At 72.2% G+C, this 21,156-nt stretch carries 17 protein-coding genes and 2 tRNA genes; 3 read left to right on the top strand and 16 right to left on the bottom strand.

Translation table 11 applies throughout. The features are described from left to right. Nucleotides 1-384: cellulose binding domain-containing protein (locus B5D80_RS14820; protein ID WP_211291492.1), on the top strand; the 384-nt coding region annotated here is incomplete at its 5' end. 106 nt (nt 385-490) lie between these two features. On the opposite strand, the gene rox is transcribed toward B5D80_RS14820, so the two are convergent. Beyond that, entirely contained in the window at nt 491-1,924 is a 1,434-nt protein-coding gene (gene rox, locus B5D80_RS14815; RefSeq protein WP_088644449.1) for a rifampin monooxygenase, read from the bottom strand. A gap of 241 nt (nt 1,925-2,165) precedes the next feature. Further along, nucleotides 2,166-2,609 (bottom strand): MarR family winged helix-turn-helix transcriptional regulator, encoded by a 444-nt coding sequence (locus tag B5D80_RS14810; protein ID WP_088644448.1) that lies wholly within the window; start codon nt 2,607-2,609, stop codon nt 2,166-2,168. Between the two features lie 74 nt (nt 2,610-2,683). On the opposite strand from B5D80_RS14810, the gene B5D80_RS14805 reads away from it, so the two are divergent. After that, on the top strand, nt 2,684-3,997 hold the full coding sequence (locus tag B5D80_RS14805) for an FAD-dependent oxidoreductase (protein ID WP_088644447.1): 1,314 nt from the start codon (nt 2,684-2,686) through the stop codon (nt 3,995-3,997). Between the two features lie 99 nt (nt 3,998-4,096). On the opposite strand, the gene B5D80_RS14800 is transcribed toward B5D80_RS14805, so the two are convergent. From B5D80_RS14800 to B5D80_RS14775, 6 genes are all read right to left on the bottom strand, one after another. After that, nucleotides 4,097-4,513 carry a type II toxin-antitoxin system VapC family toxin gene (locus B5D80_RS14800; RefSeq protein WP_088644446.1) on the bottom strand — a complete coding sequence of 139 codons (417 nt, stop codon included), beginning with the start codon at nt 4,511-4,513 and terminating at the stop codon, nt 4,097-4,099. Continuing rightward, complete coding sequence (locus tag B5D80_RS14795) at nt 4,495-4,749, bottom strand: FitA-like ribbon-helix-helix domain-containing protein (protein ID WP_088644445.1); 255 nt, start codon at nt 4,747-4,749, stop codon at nt 4,495-4,497. Before B5D80_RS14795 ends, B5D80_RS14800 begins: the two co-directional genes overlap by 19 nt. A 79-nt stretch (nt 4,750-4,828) precedes the next feature. Then, nucleotides 4,829-4,902 (bottom strand) — tRNA-Ile (locus B5D80_RS14790). 131 nt (nt 4,903-5,033) lie between these two features. Continuing rightward, nucleotides 5,034-6,275 carry an NAD(P)/FAD-dependent oxidoreductase gene (locus tag B5D80_RS14785; RefSeq protein WP_088644444.1) on the bottom strand — a complete coding sequence of 414 codons (1,242 nt, stop codon included), beginning with the start codon at nt 6,273-6,275 and terminating at the stop codon, nt 5,034-5,036. Continuing rightward, complete coding sequence (locus B5D80_RS14780; RefSeq protein WP_088644443.1) at nt 6,265-8,391, bottom strand: MMPL family transporter; 2,127 nt, start codon at nt 8,389-8,391, stop codon at nt 6,265-6,267. Before B5D80_RS14780 ends, B5D80_RS14785 begins: the two co-directional genes overlap by 11 nt. A gap of 207 nt (nt 8,392-8,598) precedes the next feature. Then, nucleotides 8,599-8,671, bottom strand: a tRNA-Asn gene (locus B5D80_RS14775). A 293-nt stretch (nt 8,672-8,964) separates the two neighbouring features. Here B5D80_RS14775 and B5D80_RS14770 point away from each other — a divergent pair. Further along, a complete protein-coding gene (locus B5D80_RS14770) occupies nt 8,965-9,339 on the top strand; it encodes a hypothetical protein (RefSeq protein WP_088644442.1) in 375 nt (124 codons plus the stop codon). Nucleotides 9,340-9,393: 54 nt separating this feature from the next. Here B5D80_RS14770 and B5D80_RS14765 read toward each other — a convergent pair whose 3' ends face one another. From B5D80_RS14765 to B5D80_RS14730, 8 genes are all read right to left on the bottom strand, one after another. Next, a complete protein-coding gene (locus tag B5D80_RS14765) occupies nt 9,394-10,404 on the bottom strand; it encodes a sugar phosphate isomerase/epimerase family protein (protein WP_088644441.1) in 1,011 nt (336 codons plus the stop codon). A gap of 401 nt (nt 10,405-10,805) precedes the next feature. After that, nucleotides 10,806-12,518, bottom strand: a complete 1,713-nt coding sequence (locus B5D80_RS14760) for a ThuA domain-containing protein (protein WP_088644440.1) — start codon at nt 12,516-12,518, stop codon at nt 10,806-10,808. Nucleotides 12,519-12,578: 60 nt separating this feature from the next. Beyond that, nucleotides 12,579-15,440 carry an RICIN domain-containing protein gene (locus B5D80_RS14755; protein ID WP_088644439.1) on the bottom strand — a complete coding sequence of 954 codons (2,862 nt, stop codon included), beginning with the start codon at nt 15,438-15,440 and terminating at the stop codon, nt 12,579-12,581. A 464-nt stretch (nt 15,441-15,904) separates the two neighbouring features. Next, a complete protein-coding gene (locus B5D80_RS14750; protein WP_088644438.1) occupies nt 15,905-16,972 on the bottom strand; it encodes a polyprenyl synthetase family protein in 1,068 nt (355 codons plus the stop codon). Beyond that, nucleotides 16,969-18,411, bottom strand: coding sequence for an alkaline phosphatase family protein (locus tag B5D80_RS14745; protein WP_088644437.1), 1,443 nt, complete (start codon nt 18,409-18,411; stop codon nt 16,969-16,971). Before B5D80_RS14745 ends, B5D80_RS14750 begins: the two co-directional genes overlap by 4 nt. 64 nt (nt 18,412-18,475) lie before the next feature. Beyond that, a complete protein-coding gene (gene eboE / locus B5D80_RS14740) occupies nt 18,476-19,684 on the bottom strand; it encodes a metabolite traffic protein EboE (RefSeq protein ID WP_088644436.1) in 1,209 nt (402 codons plus the stop codon). Continuing rightward, a complete protein-coding gene (locus B5D80_RS14735; RefSeq protein ID WP_088644435.1) occupies nt 19,684-20,538 on the bottom strand; it encodes a TatD family hydrolase in 855 nt (284 codons plus the stop codon). Before B5D80_RS14735 ends, eboE begins: the two co-directional genes overlap by 1 nt. Continuing rightward, nucleotides 20,539-21,141 (bottom strand): EboA domain-containing protein, encoded by a 603-nt coding sequence (locus B5D80_RS14730; RefSeq protein WP_088644434.1) that lies wholly within the window; start codon nt 21,139-21,141, stop codon nt 20,539-20,541. Between the last annotated feature and the right edge of the window lie 15 nt (nt 21,142-21,156).

Genomic DNA, 21,156 nt, shown 5'->3' with positions numbered 1-21,156 from the left:
ACCCCGCCGCCCACCACGCCGCCGCCGACCACCCCGCCGCCCACCACCACCCCGCCGCCCAGCTCCGGGGCCTGCCGGGTCACCGCCAGCGTCAACGCCTGGAACAGCGGCCTGACCGAGAACCTGACCATCACCAACACCGGTTCCAGCGCCGTGAACGGCTGGTCCCTGGTGTTCACGCTGCCCGGCGGGCAGAGCATCACCTCCGGCTGGAACGCCACCTACTCCCCCTCGTCGGGGCAGGTGACGGCGCGCAACGCCAGCTACAACGGCACCATCCCGGCCGGCGGCTCGATCGACATCGGCTTCCAGGCCAACCACACCGGCAACACCGCCAAGCCCTCCTCGTTCACCCTCAACGGCGCGGCCTGCACGGTCGCCTGACCGACCCGGTCGACCACCGGGTGTGACCACCGTCCGTGCCCGGCCGCCCTGTTCCGGGCGGCCGGGCACGGCGGCCCCCGGCCCACCCCCGGGGGCACGGCACGGGTCAGGTGGCGGCGACGCCGAACCAGCGGGACAACCGGTCACGCAACTCCCGTTGGTCGTCACCCACCCACGCCACGTGCCCGTCGGGTCGCAGCAGCAGCGCGGGCACGTCCAGTTCCCCGCCGGCGTCGACGACGCGGTCGACCCGGTCGGTCCAGCCCGCCACCGAGAGTTCCCCGGTCTGGTCCAGCAGCAGCCCCCGGCCCCGGTGCATCAGCCCGTAGAGGCGTCCCTGCTTCAGCTCCACGTCCCGCAGCCGCCGGCCGACCAGGTCGTGGCCGGCACCGAGGTCGTAGCGGACCGAGATCGCGGTGATCTTCTCGATCAGGTACCGGTTCACCTGCTCGAAGTCCATCAGCTCGGTCAGCAGCCGACGCACCGCCTGCGGACCCGCCTCCAGCGACATCAGCTCCGACTGCGCGCGGGTGTTGTCCAGCACGTCCGCCGCCACCGGCCGGCGCTCCGCCTGGTAGGTGTCCAGCAGATCCGTCGGCGCCCACCCGGCGACCTGCGCGGCCAGCTTCCAGCCCAGGTTGAACGCGTCCTGGAGACCGAGGTTGAGCCCCTGTCCGCCCAGCGGCGGGTGCACGTGTGCCGCGTCGCCGGCCAGCAGCACCCGGCCGACCCGGTACCGCTCGGCCAGCCGGGTGGCGTCGCCGAAGCGGGACAGCCAGCGGGGCGAGTGCACCCCGAAGTCCGTGCCGGCGGTCGCCCGCAACTGCTGCCGGAAGTCCTCGATGGTCGGTGCGACCGCCCGGTCCGCACTGACCCCGGCGGCCGGTACGACGACGCGGTACAACCCCTCGCCGTCCCCGACCGGGCCGACCCCGAACCGGAGCTGCGTCCGACGTACCCGGGTCATCACCGCGACGACCTCGTCGGATGGCGCGGTCAGCTCCATCACGCCCAGCAGCGTCTCGTTCCTGGTGGGCTCACCGGGGAACCCGACACCCAGCAGCTTGCGCACGGTGCTGCGACCGCCGTCGCAGCCGACGAGATAACGGGTACGCAGGCGGGTGCCGTCGGCCAGCTCGGCGGTCACCGCATCCCCGTCCTGGCTGAGCCCGACCAGTTCACTGCCCCGCCGGATGTCGACGCCGACCGCGGTGGCGTGCTCGGCCAGCAGCCGCTCGGTGACCGGCTGCGGGATGCCGAGGACGTAGCCGTGTGCGGTGTCCATCCCCGACGGCCACTCCTTGGCGATCCCGGCGAAGTAGCCGCCGACCCGGAACTGTCTGCCGTGCGCGAGGAACCGCTCCAGCAGGCCCCGCTGGTCCAGCAGTTCGATGCTGCGTACGTGCATGCCGAGCGACCGCACCACGCTGGTCGGCTCGGCGTCGCGCTCCAGCACCACCACCCGTACGTCGTGCAGCCGCAGCTCGGAGGCCAGCATCAGGCCGGTCGGCCCGCCGCCCACGATGGTCACGTCGATCATGGATTCCCCGTTCGACCGCTCGCGTCGTCCGATGCGTCGATACCGACGCATGCTTCGCGAAGCTCGGATTTCGCCAGGTTCTGGCGTCGAGTGGAGATTCTGCACCGGCACCGGGGTCTTGCCACAAGACCCGGGGTGCGATATACGTTAGAAGTGGCAGGGAGAGTCTGACTCCCTGCCTTTGCTGTTTCCCCCGCAGCCCCGTCTGCGCCGCCGCTCGTTTCGGCAGGGGATTCCGCCGCTACCGGCTCAGCCGTTCGGCGTGCTCGTGACAGCTCTGCGTGGCGTGGGTGATGAATTCGAGGATGTGCGCCAGCGTCTGGTCGTCGTACCGCCGCAGGAACTTCTGTCCGTCGGTCACGATCGGTCCGTAGATCGCGCCGATCTTGCGGTTGGCCGCCTCGGTGGGGCGGACGGTCACCCGGCGGCGGTCGGCGCTGTCGCGTTCCCGGGTCGCGTACCCGGCGCGTTCCAGCCGGTCGATCGCGGTGGTGACACCGCCGGTCGTCATCCCGGCCGCGGCGGCCAGCTCGCCGGGGCTCGGGGGCTCCGGCGCAAACAGCAGCTCGAGGCAGCGCATGTCCGTGCGGTTCAGGCCGAGCAGGTCGGCGGCGCGCTGATCGAGCACGTCGACCGCGCGCTGGTACGCCTGCATCGCCTCGCCGAGCTGCTCCGCCAGACCCATGGTGGGAAATTCTAGCCAACCGTCGTACAGTACCTAGATAATCTAGTAATCAGAGTTTCTAGAGGAGCGGGGACATGGACGTACTCGTGATCGGCGCCGGGACCGGCGGGATGTGCCTGGCACACGGCCTACGGCAAGCCGGCATCAACGTCGCCGTCTACGAGCGGGACCGCACCCGCAGCGACGGCCTGCACGGCTACCGCGTCGGCATCGACCCGCACGGCAGTCGGGCGCTCAAGGCATGCCTGCCCGACCAGCTCTACCGCACGTTCGTGGCGACCTGCGCCCGCGCGCCGGAACACTTCGTGTTCTTCGACGAGCGGCTCCGGCCGACGCTCGCGCTGCCCCTGCGCCCGGCCACCGACGACGTCGACAGCGAGCGGTCGGTGAGCCGGATGACCCTGCGCCAGGTGCTCTTCACCGGTATGCAGGACGTCATCCACTTCGACAAGACCTTCGTCCGCTACCAGCACCAGGCCGACGGTCGCGTCACCGCGCACTTCGCCGACGGGACCACCGCGACCGGCGACCTGCTGGTGGCCGCGGACGGCGTCAACTCGGCGGTACGCCGGCAGTACCTCCCGCACGCCCGCACCGAGGACACCGGCATCGTCGCGATCGCCGCCAAGGTGCCGATGACACCCCGGACCACGGCGCTGCTGCCGACGCGGTTCTTCCCCGGCATCGGCATGGTCCTCGCGCCCGGTGGCAAGTCCTGCATCCTGCACTGGATGGAGTTCCCCTGGGACGACCAGGGCCGGCCGAGGAACGACGACGAACTGCTGGCGCGCTGGCCCGGCCTGCTGTTCGACAACACCCGCGACTACCTCAACTGGGGCATCGCGGCGGCGGCCGACAAGTTCCCCGCCGACGTCACCCGGTACGGCGGCGACGAACTCATCCGTACCGCCCTGCGGATGACCCCGACGTGGAGCCCCCGGCTTCGTGAGCTGTTCGCCCTCGGCGACCCGAGCACCGCGTTCGCCATCACCATCCGCACCTCGGTGCCGGTCCCGGCCTGGCCCAGCACGAACGTCACCCTGCTCGGCGACGCCATCCACACCATGACGCCGGGCCGGGGGGTCGGCGCCAACACCGCGCTGCGCGACGCGCAGCGACTGACCGACGAGCTGACCCTCGTCCGTGACGGGCGCAAGGGGCTGGTCGAGGCCGTCCACGACTACGAGACCAAGATGATCGAGTACGGCTTCCAGGCCGTCCGGGACTCCCGGGAGCAGATGACCGCCGACGCCCTGGTGCACAAGCCGGTGCTGGGTCGCGTCGCGCTGGCCGGCATGCGCAGCTACCTGCGCGTGGTCGACCGGGTGCCGGCGCTCAAGCGCAGGATGATCGACGGCCTGTACGAGTACCGCGGCGGCCAGGACTGACCGGCACCGGGCACCGGGCGCACCGGCTGTGGCTTGCGCTTCGGCGACCGTGCGCCCCGCTCGGACAGCCAGGCCGATGACCCTCGGGCGGCCTTGCCGTCAGGACGCGGCGAGAAGTCGGATCTCGCAGCGGATACCGCTGGCCTTGGCGAGCCGACCGTCACTGGTCACGAGTGGACAGGCCATCATTTCCGCCGCCGCGACGTAGGCCGCGTCGTAGGCCGTGACATTGCCTCGCAACTGCCACATCCGGTCGAGCAGTCCAGGAACACCAACCTCATCGATGACCAACGAGGGCAGGGTGTCGATCGCCTCCGCTGCCCGAGCGAGGCCGAGCTTCCCACCGAGGACCTTGCCTCTGACCACGGACATGACCTCGACCAGAAGATGACCCGGAGCGGCCCAGTGGGGATCTCCGGTCAGCTCCGCCCGCGCCGCGTCGCCGACCGGCCCGTCATCGACCAGAGCGTCGGCCAGAACCGACGCATCCACGACGATCACGCGGCGCTCCCCCACGGTCCGCGCTGCTCCCGCTGGTCGTTCAACTCGGCGGCGCTCTCCCCCGGCAGGGAGCGAGCACCGTCCGATCGGCCGGCGAAGCGATCAAGGACCGCCGTGTTACGCAGCCGGCGAGCCTGAGTCTCCACCAGTTCCAGCAGGTATGCCTGGAGGGACTGTCCACGCGCCTTGGCTTGGGCCGCCAAGGCGTCTCGCACTTCCTCCGGCACGTCACGAATCTGAAGAGCAACCATGCATTCATTATGCATGCAGCACCGCCTCAAGCACCCAGAAGACTCGACCCAGCCAAGAGCCACAGGTCAGAGAGGTGCGTGGGGCGGGCGGGGTTCGAACCCGCGACCGAGGGATTATGAGTCCCCTGCTCTAACCGGCTGAGCTACCGCCCCCGTACCGCGCCGGATCGTAACCCGCCCGACGAATCACCGGCCACCGCCGCAGCGGTGCCACCCGTCGACACCGGCCGGCACGATGGGCTACGCGAGGATAACAGTCAGCAGCGACTGCGGTGGCACCCGAATCAGCCCACCGCGCGCAGTTCCGCGAGCACCGCCCCGGCCGTACGCCAGCCGCTGGCCAATGCCCCCTGGATGGACGGGCTGTCCCGGTGGTCGCCGGCCACGAAGATCCCTCCGCCGAGCGCCACCGGCTTGCGGAGCCGCCCCTGCGGGGGTGGCGCGGCGGGCAGCGCCTCGGGGACCGACACCGTCGTCAGGTGTTCCCAGTCCGCTGTGGAACGCCCGTAGAGCCGGTCCAGTTCGGCCCGGATCGTCGGCTCGGGCGGGGCGGTGGGGCCGACCACGGAGGTCGCCACGAGGTGCCGGCCGGGCGGGGCGTACGACGGCGCGGCCCGGCTCACCACCACCGTGTTGGCGACGAGTTCCCGCCGGTCGCCGTCGACGAGCAGGATCGGTTCGTCGAGCGGCGGCTCGGGGGTGCTGTGGTAGTAGGTGGTGTAGCTGTGGGTGCGTACCCGGGGCAGGGTGGGCAGCAGCGTGGTCGCCGCCGTCGGGTCGGCGGCGACCACGACGGCGCGGCAGGTGATCTCACCGGCCGGGGTGCGGACCCGGCCGGGGGCAACCGAGGTGACCTGGGTGTCGCAGCTGATCAGGTCGGCGGGCAGCGGGGCTGCCACGGCCTGCGGTAGCGCGGCCATCCCCCGGGCGGGCAGGCCGATCCGGCCCCGGACGAAGGACCGCAGAATCATCGCCAGCACGTGGCTGGAGGTTTCCAGTTCCCGGTCGACGAGCACGCCGGACAGGAACGGCCGGATCAGCTCCTCGATGATGGTGTCGGACAGGCCGGCCCGGCGCAGGGCGGTCTCGCTGGTGGTCTCCGGCGCGTCGAGTAGCCGGTGTGCCGGCAGGGTGGCGCAGCCGGTGGCGAGGGCGGCGAAGCGCAGCCGGTCGGGCAGCGAGCCGACGCCGGCGAGCACGGTGGCGGGTGTGCCGCCGGGTTCGCGCAGCGGGTGGACCAGCCGGTCGAGCCGGTCGCCACGGCGGACCAGCACCCCGGAGGTGAACCAGCCCAGGTCGAGGGTGCCCAGGTCGAGCAGGGTGCCGAGCCTCGGGTAGGCGGTGTTGAGCACCTGGAAGCCCCGGTCGAGCAGGTAGCCGTCGACGGTGTCGGTGGCGACTCGGCCGCCGATCCGGTCTCCGGCCTCCAGCAGCCGCCAGGGCACCCCGGCCCGGTGCAGCCGGCGGGCGACGGCCAGCCCGGCGAGACCACCGCCGACGATCACCACGTCCGTCTCAGCGACCATGTGCCACCTCCGTGTCGTCGCGCGCCGACCGGGACAGTCGGCTCGGCCACCACACCGTGGGCCCGATGTCGTACGACAGGGCGGGCACCAGCAGCGAGCGGACCACGATGGTGTCCAGCAGTACCCCGACGGCGACCGCCACACCCAACTCGACGAGCACCACCAGTGGGAGCACGGCCAGCGCCGAGAAGGTGGCGGCGAGCACGATACCGGCCGAGGTGATCACCCCGCCGGTGACGGTGAGCCCGGCCAGCACCCCGGCCCGGGTGCCCCGCCGGGCGGACTCCTCGCGTACCCGGCTCATCAGGAAGATGTTGTAGTCGATGCCCAGCGCGACCAGGAAGACGAAGGCGAACAGCGGGAACGACGCGTCCACGCCGGGGAAGTCCAGCAGGTAGGTGAAGACCAGCGCGCAGAGCCCGAGGGTGGCCAGGAAGGACAGCACCACCGTCGCGATCAGCAGCACCGGCGCGACCAGCGCCCGCAGCAGCAGCGCCAGGATCACCGTGATCACCACGAGGACGACCGGGATGATGACGTTGCGGTCCCGGGTGGACGCGTCGGAGGTGTCCACGTCGATGGCGGTGAACCCGCCGACCACGGCGTCGGCGGCCGGCACCCGGTGCACCGCCTCGCGCAGGTTGCGGATGGTCCGGGCGGCGGCGTCGCTGTCCGGCGGGTCGGTCAGGGTCGCCTCCAGTTGCACCCGTCCGTCGACCACCAGCGGTGGCGCGTCCGGGTCGGGCGGGCCGGCCTGGTCCCGCCGGGTCACCGGGCGTACGGCGGCCACCCCGGGCACACCCTGCGCGACCTGGGCGACCTGTCCGGCGGTCTGCTGCCGGGTGAAGATGGTCGCCGGGCTGCCGGTGCCGCCCGGGTAGTGCCTGGCGATCACCTCCTGCCCGGCGACGGAGTCGGTGCGGTTGGCGAACAGTTCGGACTGGCCGAGGGTGGTGGCCCCGAGCTGGGTGAGGCCGAGGGTGAGCAGCGCCAGCACCACGGCGGTGGTCAGCCACACCACCCGGGCCCGGCGGGCGACGAAGCGGGCGATGCGGGCCCACAGCCCGTGTTCGGCCTGCGGGTCCGCCCGGTCCACCCCGGGGGTACGCGGCCAGAACGCCCACCTGCCGCCGAGCACCAGCAGCGCGGGCAGGAACGTCAGCATCACCAGCAGGGTGGCGGCGATGCCGATGGCGGCCACCGGGCCGAGCGCCCGGTTGGAGTTGAGGCTGGACAGCAGCAGGCAGAGCAGGCTCACGATGACGGTGGCCCCGGAGGCGGCGATGGCCGGGGCGGCACCCCGCCAGGCGGTACGCATCGCGTCCCAGGGACGCTCGTGCCGGTGCAGTTCCTCCCGGTAGCGGGCGATCAGCAGCAGCGCGTAGTCGGTGCCGGCGCCGAAGACGAGCACGGTGAGGATGCCCTGCGCCTGCCCGTTCAGCTTGATCACGTCGTGCTTGGCCAACTGGTAGACGAAGACCGCCGCCAGCGCGTACGACATCCCCGCCGCCAGCAGCGGGAAGACCCACAGCACCGGGCTGCGGTAGACGACCAGCAGGATGATCAGCACCACGACCAGGGTGACCAGCAGCAGTGGCCCGTCGATGGCCGAGAAGACCTCGATCAGGTCGGCGAGCAGACCGGCCGGGCCGGCGACGTCCACGGTGAGCCCGTCCCGGTCGCCGCCGGCGATGCTCCGTAACTCGTCGACCACCTGGCCGATCTGTTCGCCCTCGGCGTCGTCGATCGGCACCACCACCTGCAGGGCCTGCCCGTCCTGGCTGGGGATCGGCGGGGGCAGCGGCCCGGTCACCCCCTTGACCTGGGCGAACCGGGTGCTGTCGGCGACCGCCCGTTCCTTGTCGGCCCCGGTGATGCCGGTGCTGCGCGCGTACACCACCAGGGCGGGGGTGGTGGGTCGGGCGACGAAGCCGGTGGCGAGGTCCTGGGCCCGGGTCGCCTCGGCGTCGGCGGGCAGGAAGGCGGCGTTGTCGTTGGTGGCGACGTCGCTCAGCCTGCCGGCGTACGGTCCGGCGATGCCGCCGACGACCAGCCAGGCCAGGACGACCGCCACGGCGATCAGCGTGGCCGTGCCCCGGCCCCGTCCACCGGCCATCCCGGTCCACCCCTCAGTCGACGCACCGGTCGACGCGGCGGGAGTCCAGGTCGACATCCGCCATCCTGCCGCCCAGGTACGTCGTGCGGGGCCGAAACCGCCCATCCGGCGCACCCTGTTCGCGGTCAGCGTTGGTCGTCGGCGGCGGGGAAGGGATACGCGAAAAAGCCCGTCGGCGGGGCCGACGGGCGAGAGTGGGAGACTGGGCTCCCCCGTTTGGACTCGAACCAAAAACCTGCCGGTTAACAGCCGGCTGCTCTGCCAATTGAGCTACGGGGGACTGCTTCGCCGCGTCGTACCGGATCTCTCCGGCGCTCGGCGACGGCACAAGAGTACAGGACTTCGGGGGGGTTCGGTCCAGGGGGTTACCGCATTCGACCGCCGCGCTACCGCCCGGAACGATCGACGCCCACAATGCGGACAATTCGTCATCCCGGCACAACCAGGTATGAGCTCGGAGCAGGATGGGTAGTTAGCTGTCGACCGAGGAAAACGTGGGGCGCGACGATGGTCGGTCCCGACCGGGCACCACCGGCGGGAGCGACGGGAGCGTCAGGTACGGAAGGAGCCGCCATGCGCGGAAAGATCATGTTTCTTGGCGGGCTGGCTGCGGGCTTCGTCCTGGGCGCCCGTGCCGGCCGGGAGAAGTACGAGGAGCTGGTCGTGCGGGGCCGTAAGGTGCTCGACCACCCGACCGTCCAGGAGGCCGCCGGGGTCGCCCAGGCCCAGGCCACCCGCCTGTACAGCGAGGGCAAGGACAAGCTCGGCCAGTCCAGGCTCGGCGAGAAGCTGCACACCGGCAAGCCGGAGTTGACCCCGGCCGACGACGCCTTCGCCGGCACCCCGGCCACCGTCGGCGCCAAGTCGGGCGTCAGCCCGACCAGCTCGACCACCACCACCCCGAAGCCCAAGGCGCCGGGCACCGGCACCAACGGCAGCACCCTCTGATCGTCCGTACGTCGTCGGGCCGGTCGCCACGTGGCGACCGGCCCGACGGGTGTCTCAGTCCTTGCCGCTGCTGAACGCCGCGTCGAACGCCGCCGTCGGAGCGTCGAACGCCAGCCGGCGGACGAACTCCAGCGCCTCCGGCGCGCCGACCAGCCGGTCCATCCCGGCGTCCTCCCACTCCACCGAGATCGGCCCGGTGTACCCGATGGCGTTCAACGCCCGGAAGCAGTCCTCCCAGGGCACGTCACCGTGGCCGGTGGAGACGAAGTCCCAGCCGCGCCGCAGGTCGGCCCAGGGAAGGTGGGAGGCGAGCCGGCCACGCCGGCCGTCCCCGGTGCGCACCTTCGCGTCCTTGCAGTCGACGTGGTAGATCCGGTCGGCGAAGTCGAAGATGAAGTTCACCGGGTCCAGCTCCTGCCACACGAAGTGCGACGGGTCCCAGTTGAGCCCGAACGCGGGCCGGTGGTCGATCGCCTCCAGCGTCCGCTTGGTGGTGTAGTAGTCGTACGCGATCTCGCTGGGGTGCACCTCGTGGGCGAACCGCACCCCCACCTCGTCGAAGACGTCGAGGATCGGGTTCCACCGGTCGGCGAAGTCCTGGTAGCCGCGCTCGATCATCGCCGGCGGGACCGGCGGGAACATCGCCAGCGTGTGCCAGATCGACGACCCGGTGAAGCCGACCACCGTGTCCACGCCGAGCTTCGCCGCCGCACGGGCGGTGTCCTTGATCTCGTCGGCGGCCCGCTGGCGTACCCCCTCGGGTTCGCCGTCGCCCCAGATCCGGGCGGGCAGGATGTCCTGGTGCCGCTCGTCGATCGGGTGGTCGCAGACGGCCTGGCCCACCAGGTGGTTGGAGATCGTGAAGACCTTCAGGTTGTGCTTGGCCAGCGTCTCCTTCTTGCGCTCGACGTACGAGTCGTCGGCGAGCGCCTTGTCGACCTCGAAGTGGTCGCCCCAGCAGGCGATCTCCAGCCCGTCGTAGCCCCATTCGGAGGCGAGTCGACAGACCTCGTCGAACGGCAGGTCGGCCCACTGGCCGGTGAAGAGCGTGATCGGTCGCGCCATCGTCTGTCTCCCCTGTTGTGGTGGGGATTCCTGAGCTGACCGGGGCGAGGGTGACCGGGCCGGGCCGGTACGTCGACGGCCGTGCCGGGTCACCGGTGGGTGCACACGCACCTGGGCCCAACGGGTTGCGCCTCCCGTCGGGTCACCGGCCACCCGCAGGTCGCCGCCCACCACTCTAAGCCCACCCCACCCCCCACGAAACCCCTCTCCCCCACCCGCGCCCCACCGTCTCCCGCTCGCCCGCGCCCGCCCACCCACCCACTCACCCGCCCGCCCGCCCGCCCACGACGATCAAGAGGTTTGCGTCACGACGGGGCGACCCGCGTGACGCAAACCTCTTGATCACCGGTGCTCGGCCCGGCCCGCGGCCGGCGGGCCGGACGGGGCGGGGTGGGTTGGGGTTACTGGGGGAGGGTCCACTTCTGGTTGGGGGCGGAGGAGCTGCACGTCCAGAGCAGGACCACGGTGCCGTCGGCCGAGTTGTTGCCGGAGACGTCCAGGCACTTGCCCGACGCCGGGTTGCGCAGGGTGCCGTCGGACTGGGACGACCAGACCTGCGGGCTGCCACCGGTGCAGGTCCAGAGCTGGATCTTGGTGCCGTTGGCGGTGCCGCCACCGGAGACGTCCAGGCACTTGCCCAGCGCCTTGATCGGGCCGTTCGGGGTGACCGTCCAGGTCTGCCGGGCGCTGCCGTTGCAGGTGAAGATCTGGATCTGGGTGCCGTCGGCGGTGGCGCCGTTGCGCACGTCCAGGCACTTGCCGCCGAGTCCCCTGATCGGCCCGGTGCCGTTGGTCGGCGTGGTGCCGCCCAGCTCCTTGATCCGGATGTTGCGGAACGAGGCGTCGTCACCGGTGCCGTGGTTCTGGATGCCGATGTGGCCGGCGAGCGAGCGGACCGGGTCGGTGTTGGTGAAGTCGTTGATCTTCGACCCGTTGAGGAAGACCTGGAGCCGTTCCCCCTCGACCAGCAGCTCGTAGGTGTTCCACTCCCCCGGCGGGTTCAGCGCCGCGTCCCGGGCGGCCTGGTCGGCGGCCTGGAACGAGTAGACCGAGCCGGTGGTCCGGTCGGCGGTGTCGGTGGCGTCGATCTGCACCTCGTAGCCGTTGTCCATCGCCGAGTTCGGGTCGCTCGACGGCGGGAAGCCGATCAGGACGCCGGAGTTGTCGTCCCCGTCGACCTTCCAGTCCAGCTTCAGCGAGTAGTTGGTGAACTGCTTCGCGCTGTACCAGAGCATGCCCAGTCCGCCGACCGAGCTGAGGGTGGCGTTGGAGTTGGTGAAGCTGCCCGGCCCGGCCTGCGACCAGCCGTTGGTGGAGCCGTTGTAGAGCGCGGTGTAGCCGGTCTCCGGCCGGCAGTCGGCCTTCGTCCGGCCGGCCGCGTACCGGATGCCGCCGAGCAGGTGGGCCCGGAAGGCCGGCTCGGAGTACGCCGACTGGTTGTGCCCCGCGCCGGTGTAGAACGACCGGCCGCCGTTGTACGTCTTGCACCACACGTGCGGGTGGTCGGCCCCCATCCCACCCCCCGAGTACGACGACTCGTCGAGGTTGGCCAGCACGTGCGCGGTGGAGCGGGCGTTGGTGCGGAAGTTGTACCACTCGTCGGTGCGCTGCCAGGTCGGGCCGAGGTGGGCGGTGGCCGCGTGCGCGCGGTCCTCCACCCGTACGGTGGCCTGCTGGATGGCCGGGTGGGAGGCGAACCACGCCCCGACCAGGTTGCCGTAGAACGGCCAGTCGTACTCGGTGTCGGCGGCGGCGTGCACGCCCACGTACCCGCCGCCGGCGGCGATGTACGACTCGAAGGCGCTCTGCTGGCTGGCGTTGAGCACGTCACCCGTGGTGTTGAGGAAGATCACCGCCTCGAACCGGGAGAGGTTGGCGGTGGTGAACTGGCCGCCGTCCTCGGTGGCGGTGACGGTGAAGTTGTTCGCCGCCCCCAGGTCGCGGATGGCCTGGGTGCCGACCGCGATGGAGTCGTGCCGGAAACCTGCGGTCTTGGAGAAGACGAGCACGTCGTAGGCGGCGTCGGCGGCGGACGCCGAGGTGGCCGGGGCGGTGCAGGCGAGGGCGGCGAGGACGGCGGTGGCCGCGCCGAGGATCGGTCGGAGGAGTCTCATGTCGTGCTCCAGTACGCCGGGGGGCGCGGGACCGGACGGACCGGTCCCGCGCCCGTCAGGTCAGGGCAGGGTCCACTTCTGGTTGGCGGCGCCGCTACAGGTCCACAGCAGGACCACGGTGCCGTCGGCCGAGCTGTTGCCGGAGACGTCCAGGCACTTGCCCGAGGCGGGGTTGCGCAGCGTCCCGTCGGTCTGCGCCGACCAGACCTGCGGGCTGCCGCCGGTGCAGCTCCACAGCTGGATCTTGGTGCCGTTCGCGGTGCCGCCGCCGTTGACGTCCAGGCACTTGCCCAGCGCCTTGATCGGGCCGTTCGGGGTCACCGTCCAGGTCTGCCCGGCCCCACCGTTGCAGGTGAGGATCTGCACCTGGGTGCCGTCGGCGGTGGCCGCGTTGCGCACGTCCAGGCACTTGCCGCCGAGTCCCCTGATCGGCCCGGTGCCGTTGGTCGGCGGCGGGCCGGTGCCGGTGTTCAGGGTGAACGCGTCCAGGTCGTAGAGCAGTCCACTGCCACCGGCGAAGGTCAGGTAGAGCGTGGTGGTTCCGGTGGGCGCGCCGGACACCGTGCCGGTGACCGTGGTGAAGACGTCCCAGCCGCCGGTGACCGGCACGCTGGCCTGCCCGAGCACGGTGCCGGTCGGCGAGCCGGCGCGGATCTGGACGGTGCCGCCGGCACCGGCCGAGGAGACCCGCGCGGTGAACGAGGTGACGTTGCCGAGCTGGTACGGGGAGAACCCGATCCAGTCCCCGTTCTCGATGTTGCCGACGGTCTTGCCGCCCTCGGCGGGGGTCTTGTCGAAGGTGGCGACGCCGGACGAGGTCTTGAAGTGCTCGGCCTGCCGCCGCCGGGGCTGGAGGGTGTGCTGGGTGTGCGTGGTGAGCCCACCGGCGTCGGTGTACTCGGCGTCGAAGATCGCGAAGATGTTCGCCGCCTCGTCGTGCTCACCGTCGACCGGGATGGTGATCGTGCCGGAGCAGCCGTTGGCCGAGGTGATCTGGTGGCCGTGCTGGTCGTGGCCGAGCACGTAGGTCATCTTGACCTTGGTGCAGTCGATCGTGCCGTCCTCCGGGTCGGTGACGGTGATGCTGAACGGCACCGTGTCGCCGAAGGAGAACAGCGAGCCGTCGCCGGGGCTGTTGATGGTGACCGTCGGGACGGTGTTGCCGACGCTGACGGTCACGCTGCTGGTGCCGGTCGCCCCCTGCGGGTCACGCACGGTGAGCGTCGCGGTGTACGCGCCGTTCGCGGTGTACGTCTTGCTGGGGTTGGCCGCGGTGGAGGTGGTGCCGTCGCCGAACGCCCACGAGTAGGTGAGCGTCCCGCCCTCGGGGTCGGTGGACCCGGCCGAGGAGAAGTTCACGGTCAACGGGGCGGGGCCGGAGGTGCGGTCGGCAGTCGCGCGGGCGATCGGCGCCCGGTTGCCGCCACCGACGTAGTCGAAGCGGTACAGGGCGGAGTTGGCGTCGCCGTTGTAGTAGCCGGTGCCGTAGTCGAGCAGGTAGTACGCCCCGTCGGGGCCGAACGCGGAGTCCATCACCTGCTTGCCCGTCCAGGGGAAGCTGTCGATGGTGCCGGGCGACCCGTCGCTGTTGAGGTGGATCGGCTTGACCCAGCCCCGGCCGAACTCGGTGGCGAAGAACTGCCCGTCGAAGGTCTGCGGGAACTTCGTCACCGAGGGGTTGTTCGGGTCGTACCGGTAGACCGGGCCGGCCGCCGGGGACTCGGAGCCGCTGCCGAACGCGGCCGGGCTGCCGGCGTCGCCGCCGTACCTGATCCACGCGGGCTTGGCCGGCGGGAGGGTGCCCAGGCCGGTGTTGCGGAACGAGTTGTTGGTCGGCCCGCCGGTGCAGTTGAACTTGGGGCCGGTGGAGTTGGTGGCGAAGTTCCACTCGTTGTACGTCTCGGACGTGGTGTTGGTGCCGGTGCAGTACGGCCAGCCGTAGTTGCCGGGGCCCGTGACCCGGTTGAACTCGACCTGGCCGGAGGGGCCCCGGTTGGCGTTGGTGCTGCCGGCGTCGGGGCCGTAGTCGCCGACGTAGACCACGCCGGTGGCCTTGTCGACGCTGATCCGGAACGGGTTGCGGAAGCCCATCGCGTAGATCTCGGGGCGGGTCTTCGCGGTGCCCGGGGGGAACAGGTTCCCGCTCGGGATCGAGTACGTCCCGTCGGGGTTCATCTTGATCCGCAGGAGCTTGCCGCGCAGGTCGTTGGTGTTGCCGGCGCTGCGCTGGGCGTCGTAGGCGGGGTTGCGGTTGGTGCGCTCGTCCAGCGGCGAGTAGCCGGCGGAGTCGAACGGGTTGGAGTCGTCGCCGGTGGACAGGTAGAGGTTCCCGGCGGCGTCGAAGTCGATGTCGCTGCCGACGTGGCAGCAGATGCCCCGGTCGGTGCCGACGTCGAGCACGTCGACCTTGCTGGCCTGGTTGAGGGTGAAGTCGCTGTTCAGGGTGAACCGGGACAACCGGTTGACGCCCTGCCAGGCGGACCAGTTGCTGCCGGTGGCGGGCGCGTCGCCGCCGGGGGTGGACAGCGGCGGCGCGTAGTAGAGGTAGATGAACCGGTTGGTGGCGAAGTCCGGGTCGACCCCGAGGCTCTGCAACCCCTCCTCGTCGTGGGTGTAGACGGGGATCGTGCCTATCACCCGGGTCACGCCGGAGGCGTCGGTGCGCCGCACCGTGCCGTTGCGGGCGGTGTGCAGCACGGACCGGTCCGGTAGCACGGCCAGCGACATGGGCTCGCCCATCTCGTTGACGCCCCGGGCCAGTTCGACCTGCTGGAAGTCGCTGGCGTTGATGGTGTGGGCGGCGGCCGGGGCGGCCGGGCCGGTGGTGGCGGCGACCGTGCCGGCGGTGACGGCCAGCAGCAACGCGGCTGCCGAGGGTAGCCACCGTCGGGAACGGTGACCGGTGGAGTCCTTTGTGGACATTGGAGGACTGTCCCTTCCTGACGGATCACGGCCAGGGCGGGACGCGTGCCGCCGCGCCGGATGCCGGGTGGTGGGGTGGAATGGTGGGGTGTGGCAGGGCACGCCGGGCGGCCGGGGGTGCCCCGGTCGGCCGGTCGGAACCCTCGGCCGGGGCGCGAACCGCCCGACGGAAGGTCGCTCGTCGAGGGGTTACCGCGCCGCCGGTTCACCTTGACGAAACATGCCCGTGATGCACAAACATTAATGGTGACCTATATCAATGTCCATACCCTCTGCCCACCGTTGTGGGTTTTCATCAGATGAAGCCCACGCCCCGGCGCAACCGGCCTGGGCCCCCGGAACGACCACCCACGCGGACATCCACATACATCTGATGAAAGAGGGCCGACCCCTGCCGGCCGGAGCACCGCCCACACCACCGGCGTCCACGTCCCGGACCGCCACAGCGGCCAGGGCGACACGGCTCAGTGCTGCCGGTGCACGGCCTGATCGGCCAGGGCGGCCAGCGCGGCACGGGCCGGCTCCGCCAACGGCACCTCGGCGAGCGCCACCCGGGCGGCGTCGGCCCGGACCCGGATCAACCGCTCGATCTTCTCCCGCGCCCCGGTCGCCTCGATGATCGTCCGCAGCTCGGCGGCACCCGCCGCGTCCAGCTCGGGATTGCCGAACAGGTCCCGCAGCCGGGCGGCCTGGGCCCGGTCGGCGGCGTCGCGGGCCATCGCCATCATCACCGTCGGCTTGCCCTCCCGCAGGTCGTCCAGGATCGACTTCCCGGTCACCGCCGGATCACCGAAGACCCCGAGCACGTCGTCGCGGAGCTGGAACGCGTCACCCAGCGGGTCACCGAAGTCGACGAGCGCGGCGATCAGCTCCGCCGGGGCCCCGGCCAGCGCCGCACCGATCTGCAACGGCCGGGTCACCGTGTACCGGGCCGCCTTCATCCGGATCACCGTCAGCGCGCTGGCCACCGAGCCGTCCCCGACCCCGGACACCAGGTCCAGGTACTCCCCGGCGATCACCTCGGTGCGCATCCGGGCGAACACCCGGTACCCCTGCCAGATCTGCGCCGAGGTCATCCCGCACTCGTGGAACATCTGGTCCGACCAGGCCGCGCAGAGGTCCCCGCAGAGCAGCGCGGTGTTACGACCGTACGTCTCCGGGTCGCCCCGCCACGCCGAACGGGTGTGCAGCTCGGCGAAGACCCGGTGCACCGACGGCGCGCCCCGGCGGTGGTCGCTGCCGTCCAGGATGTCGTCGTGGATCAGCGCGAACGCGTGGAACAGCTCCAACGCCGCCGCCGCCACCACGATCGGGCGGTCGTCCACGCCGCCGGCCCCCCGCCAACCCCAGTAGCAGAACAGCGGACGCAGCCGCTTCCCGCCGGCCAGCACGAACCGGTGCAGGGCGGAGAAGATGCCGCGCGGGGCACCGTCCGGCCAGTCCGGGCCCTGCCGGTCGAGGAACGCCACCAGCTCGGCGTCGAAGCGGGTGCGCAGCTCACTGGCGTCGGTCGGGGCGGCGGTGAGCGTCACCGCCGCTCCCCCGCGCCCGGCGGGCCGGACGGGGCCGTCGACGCCCCGTCGGCACCGGCTCCCAACCCGGCCAGCTCCAGCAGCAACGCCTTGACCTCGGTCGCGGCGAAGGTGTCCCGGGCCGCCGACGGGTCGGAGCAGAGCAGCACCGGACCGTCCGCCGGGTCGGCCGGCAACCGGCCGTGCGAACCACGCACCGCCCGCGCCCCCGCGTCCAGACCCACCACGCTCATCAGGTAGCGCATGCCGAGCTTCTTGCGGGCCAGCGCCACCCCCGCCCGCCGCTTCGCCGCACCCGGCGCGGCCGGGTCGAAGAACAGCTCCGCCGGGTCGTACCCGGGCTTGCGGTGGATCTCCACGTTGCGGGCGAAGTCCGGGGCACGGGCGTCGTCGAGCCAGTAGTAGTAGGTGAACCAGGAGTCCGGCTCGGCCACCAGCACCAGTTCACCGGCCCGCTCGTGGTCCAGCCCGGCCGCCGCCTTGCCCTCGGCGTCCAGCACCTCGGCCACCCCGGGCAGCCCGGCGCAGAGCTTCGCCACCGCCGCCACGTCCGCCGGGTCCTTCACGTAGACGTGGGCGACCTGGTGGTCGGCGACGGCGAACGCCCGCGACGTCCACGGGTCCAGGTACTCCATGCCGTCCTGGGTGTAGACCCGCAGCAGCCCCTCGGCGCGCAGCAGCCGGTTGACGTCCACCGGGCGGGAGACGTCGGTGATGCCGTACTCGGACAGCGCCACCACCGTCGCGTCGGCGGCCCGCGCGGCGTCCAGCAGCGGGGCGAGCACCGCGTCCAGCTCCGCCGCCGCGGCGGCGGCCCGGGGCGAGGACGGGCCGAAACGTTGCAGGTCGTAGTCGAGGTGCGGGACGTAGACCAGGGTCAGGTCGGGGGCGTGGTCGGCGAGGATGCGCTCGGCCGCCCGGCAGATCCACCGGGACGACGGCAGCCCGGCACCCGGCCCCCAGTAGGTGAACAGCGGGAAGGTGCCCAGCGCGTCGGTGAGCGTGTCGTGCAGTTCCGGCGGGTCGGTCCAGCAGTCCGGTTCCTTGCGCCCGTCGGCGTAGTAGATCGGGCGGGGCGTGACGGTCCAGTCGACGTCCGCGCCCATCGCGTACCACCAGCAGACGTTGGCCACCGTGTAGCCGGGCTCGACCCGGCGGGCCGCCTGCCACACCTTCTCCCCGCCGACCAGCGCGTGGTGCTGCCGCCACAGCAGCACCTCGCCGAGGTCGCGGAAGTACCAGCCGTTGCCGACGATCCCGTGCCCGGACGGCTGCTCACCGGTCAGCAGGGTGGCCTGCGCCGAGCAGGTCACCGCCGGCAGCACGGTGCCCAGTCCGGCGGAGAACCCCTGCTCGGCGACGGCGCGCAGCCGGGGCATGTGGGCCAGCAGCCGGGGGGTCAGGCCGACCACGTCCAGCACCACCAGCCGGCGGCTCATGCCGACACCCCGCTGCGTCCGGCGCGGCGGTGGCACCTCGTCGTGCCGGGTCGGTGACGCTCGCTCATCGTCGTACTCCCAGGGTCGTCGGGACGGCTCGTCCGGCCGGGGTGAGGCCGAGGGTGACCAGTTCGTCGCGGGCGAAGGCCAGTTCGGCGGCGATGCCCGCGGCCAGTTCCGCGTCGGTGCGCGGCCGCCGCGCCGCCGGCAGCACCCCCCACGTGTACGTCTCGACGTCCAGGTGGTCGCAGCCGGCGGTGGGGCCGGCGAGCAGCGCGGCCAACGCGGCGCGCAGCACCGGCACGGTGGAGGTCAGCGGCGGCTCGGGCGGGGCGTGCAGCGGCACGTGGTAGTGCACCCGCCACGCCCCGGGCAGCCGCGCGGCCAGCGCCTCGTCCAGGTCGTCGGCCGCGTACGCCGGGTCGGCCGGGTCAGCGGCGTGGGCGCAGCCGGCGGTCCGGGTCTGGTGCAGGAACCGGGGCTCCACCCAGCGGCCCAGCGCCCCGGCGTCGGCGACCGGGTCGGTCGACTCCAGCGCGGCGGACACCTGCACCTTGACCACCGGCAGCCCGGCGGCGCGCAGCCGGGCCAGCGCCTCGGCGGGCTCCTCCCAGGCGCAGGCGAGGTGGGCCAGGTCGAGACAGATCCCGAGGCGTTGCGGGTCCAGGTCGGCCAGGAGCGTGGCGGCCTGCCCGCTGCTCTCCACCACGCAGCCCGGTTCGGGTTCGAAGGCGACCCGCACCACCCGGCCGGTGTCGCGTTCCACCTCGGCCAGGCCGGCGCTGAGCGCGTCGAGCCGGCGACGGGCGGTGTCGGCGTGGGCCGCGTCCCAGGGGTGCCGCCAGGCCAGCGGCAGGGTGGAGATGGAGCCCCGGGCCGCGTCGTCGGGGAGCAGGTCGGCCAGGATCCGGGCCAGGTCGAGGGTGTAGCGCAGCCGCTCCCCGGTGGTCCAGTCCGGGTGGTACACCGCGCCCTTGACCACCGGGGCCTGGAAGGCCGCGTACGGGAAGCCGTTGAGGGTGACCACCTCCAGCCCCCGGTGGGTCAGCTCGGCGCGCAGCCGGCGGCGGGCGGCCGGGTCGGCGGCCAGCTCGGCGGCGACCGGGGCGGCCAGCCACAGCCCCAGGCCGAGCAGGTCGGTGCCGAGCGCCTCCCGCACCGGCAGGGCGTACGTGTCGAGTTGGGCGAGGATGCCGGCGGCGTCCTCGGCGGGGTGCACGTTGGTGCAGTAGCCGAGGTGGACGGTGCTGCCGTCGGCGTGCCGCAGCCGCATCAGTCGCCGCCGCGCAGGATGGAGTTGCCCTCGAAGGTGCCGCTGGTCGGGGTGTCCAGGTCGGTCAGGTCGAGCCGGCCGGACTGCCCGTAGAACTCCACCGGGTTGCGCCAGAGCACCAGGTCGACGTCGTCGTCGGTGAACCCGGCGGCCAGCATCGCCTCGCCGGTGGCCCGGGTGAGCAGCGGGTCGGACCGGCCCCAGTCGGCGGCCGAGTTGACCAGCATCCGCTCGGTGCCGTACGTGCGCAGCAGCTCCACCATCCGCGGCGGCGACATCTTGGTGTCGGGGTAGATGGAGAAACCCAGCCAGCAGCCGCTGTCCCGGGCCAGCTTCACGGTGACCTCGTTGAGGTGGTCCAGCGCCACCCGGCCGGGCGCGATGCCGCTCTCGGCGACCACCGCCAGGCTGCGTTCGACGCCGCGCGCCTTGTCCCGGTGCGGGGTGTGCACCAGGGCCGGCAGGTCGTGGTCGACGGCGAGGGCGAGCTGGGTGGCGAACGCCTCGTCCTCGGCCGGGGTCATGTCGTCGTAGCCGATCTCGCCGACCGCGACCACGGCGTCCTTCTCCAGGTAGCGGGGCAGCAGGTCGAGCACCGGCCGGCAGCGGGGGTCGTTGGACTCCTTCGGGTTCAGCGCCACGGTGGCGTGGTGCCGGACCCCGAACTGCCCGGCCCGGAACGGCTCCCAGCCGATCAGCGAGTCGAAGTAGTCGGCGAACGAGGCGGCGCTGGTGCGCGGTTGTCCCAGCCAGAAGGCCGGCTCGACCACGGCGCGGACCCCGGCGGCGGCCATCCGCTCGTAGTCGTCGGTGGTCCGCGACGTCATGTGGATGTGGGGGTCGAAGATGCGCATTCACGCCTCCCTGATGGTGAGCCGGTCGAGCAGTGCGGTGGCGTCGGCGGGGAGCTGCCGACCGGCGGCGTGCCGTTCCGCGGCGAGCGCGGCGAGCATGGTGGCCAGTTCCCCGTCGGCACGGTCGTCCAGGTCGGCGACGACGGCCAGCGGCACCCCGATGAACACGCACTTGAGCACCGCCTGCCGCCAGGCGTCGGCGGTCAGGTGCCGGGCGTACGGGCCGAGCGCGGCGGCGACCAGCCGGGTGTCGTTGGTGCGGATCGCGTCGTGCAGCAGCGGCACCCCGGCGTCGCCGACCGGCAGCAGCGGCAGGGCCCTGAGCACGGCCCGCTTCTCGGCGGCGTCGCCGTACCGGTAGACCTGCTCGACCTGCCCGGCGGCCCGGTCGGCGGGCAGGGCGGCCAGCAGCAGCGCGCGGGCCGCCTCGTCGGCGCTCCAGCCGGGTGCGCCGGGCAGTTCGTGCCGGCCGCACCGGCGGGCGGCGGCCGGGAAGTACCGCGCGACCGTGTCGGGCTCGGCCGCGACGTGCCGCAGCGCGGTGTCCAGCCAATCGGGATCGGGTGCGCCCTCGAGCGCGGCCCGCAGTCGATCCGGTGTCATCCGTCTTCCCTCCCC

Origin of the sequence: Micromonospora wenchangensis (genome assembly GCF_002210435.1) — a bacterium.
Classification (GTDB): domain Bacteria; phylum Actinomycetota; class Actinomycetes; order Mycobacteriales; family Micromonosporaceae; genus Micromonospora; species Micromonospora wenchangensis.
This window is presented reverse-complemented; position numbering and strand designations above follow the sequence as displayed.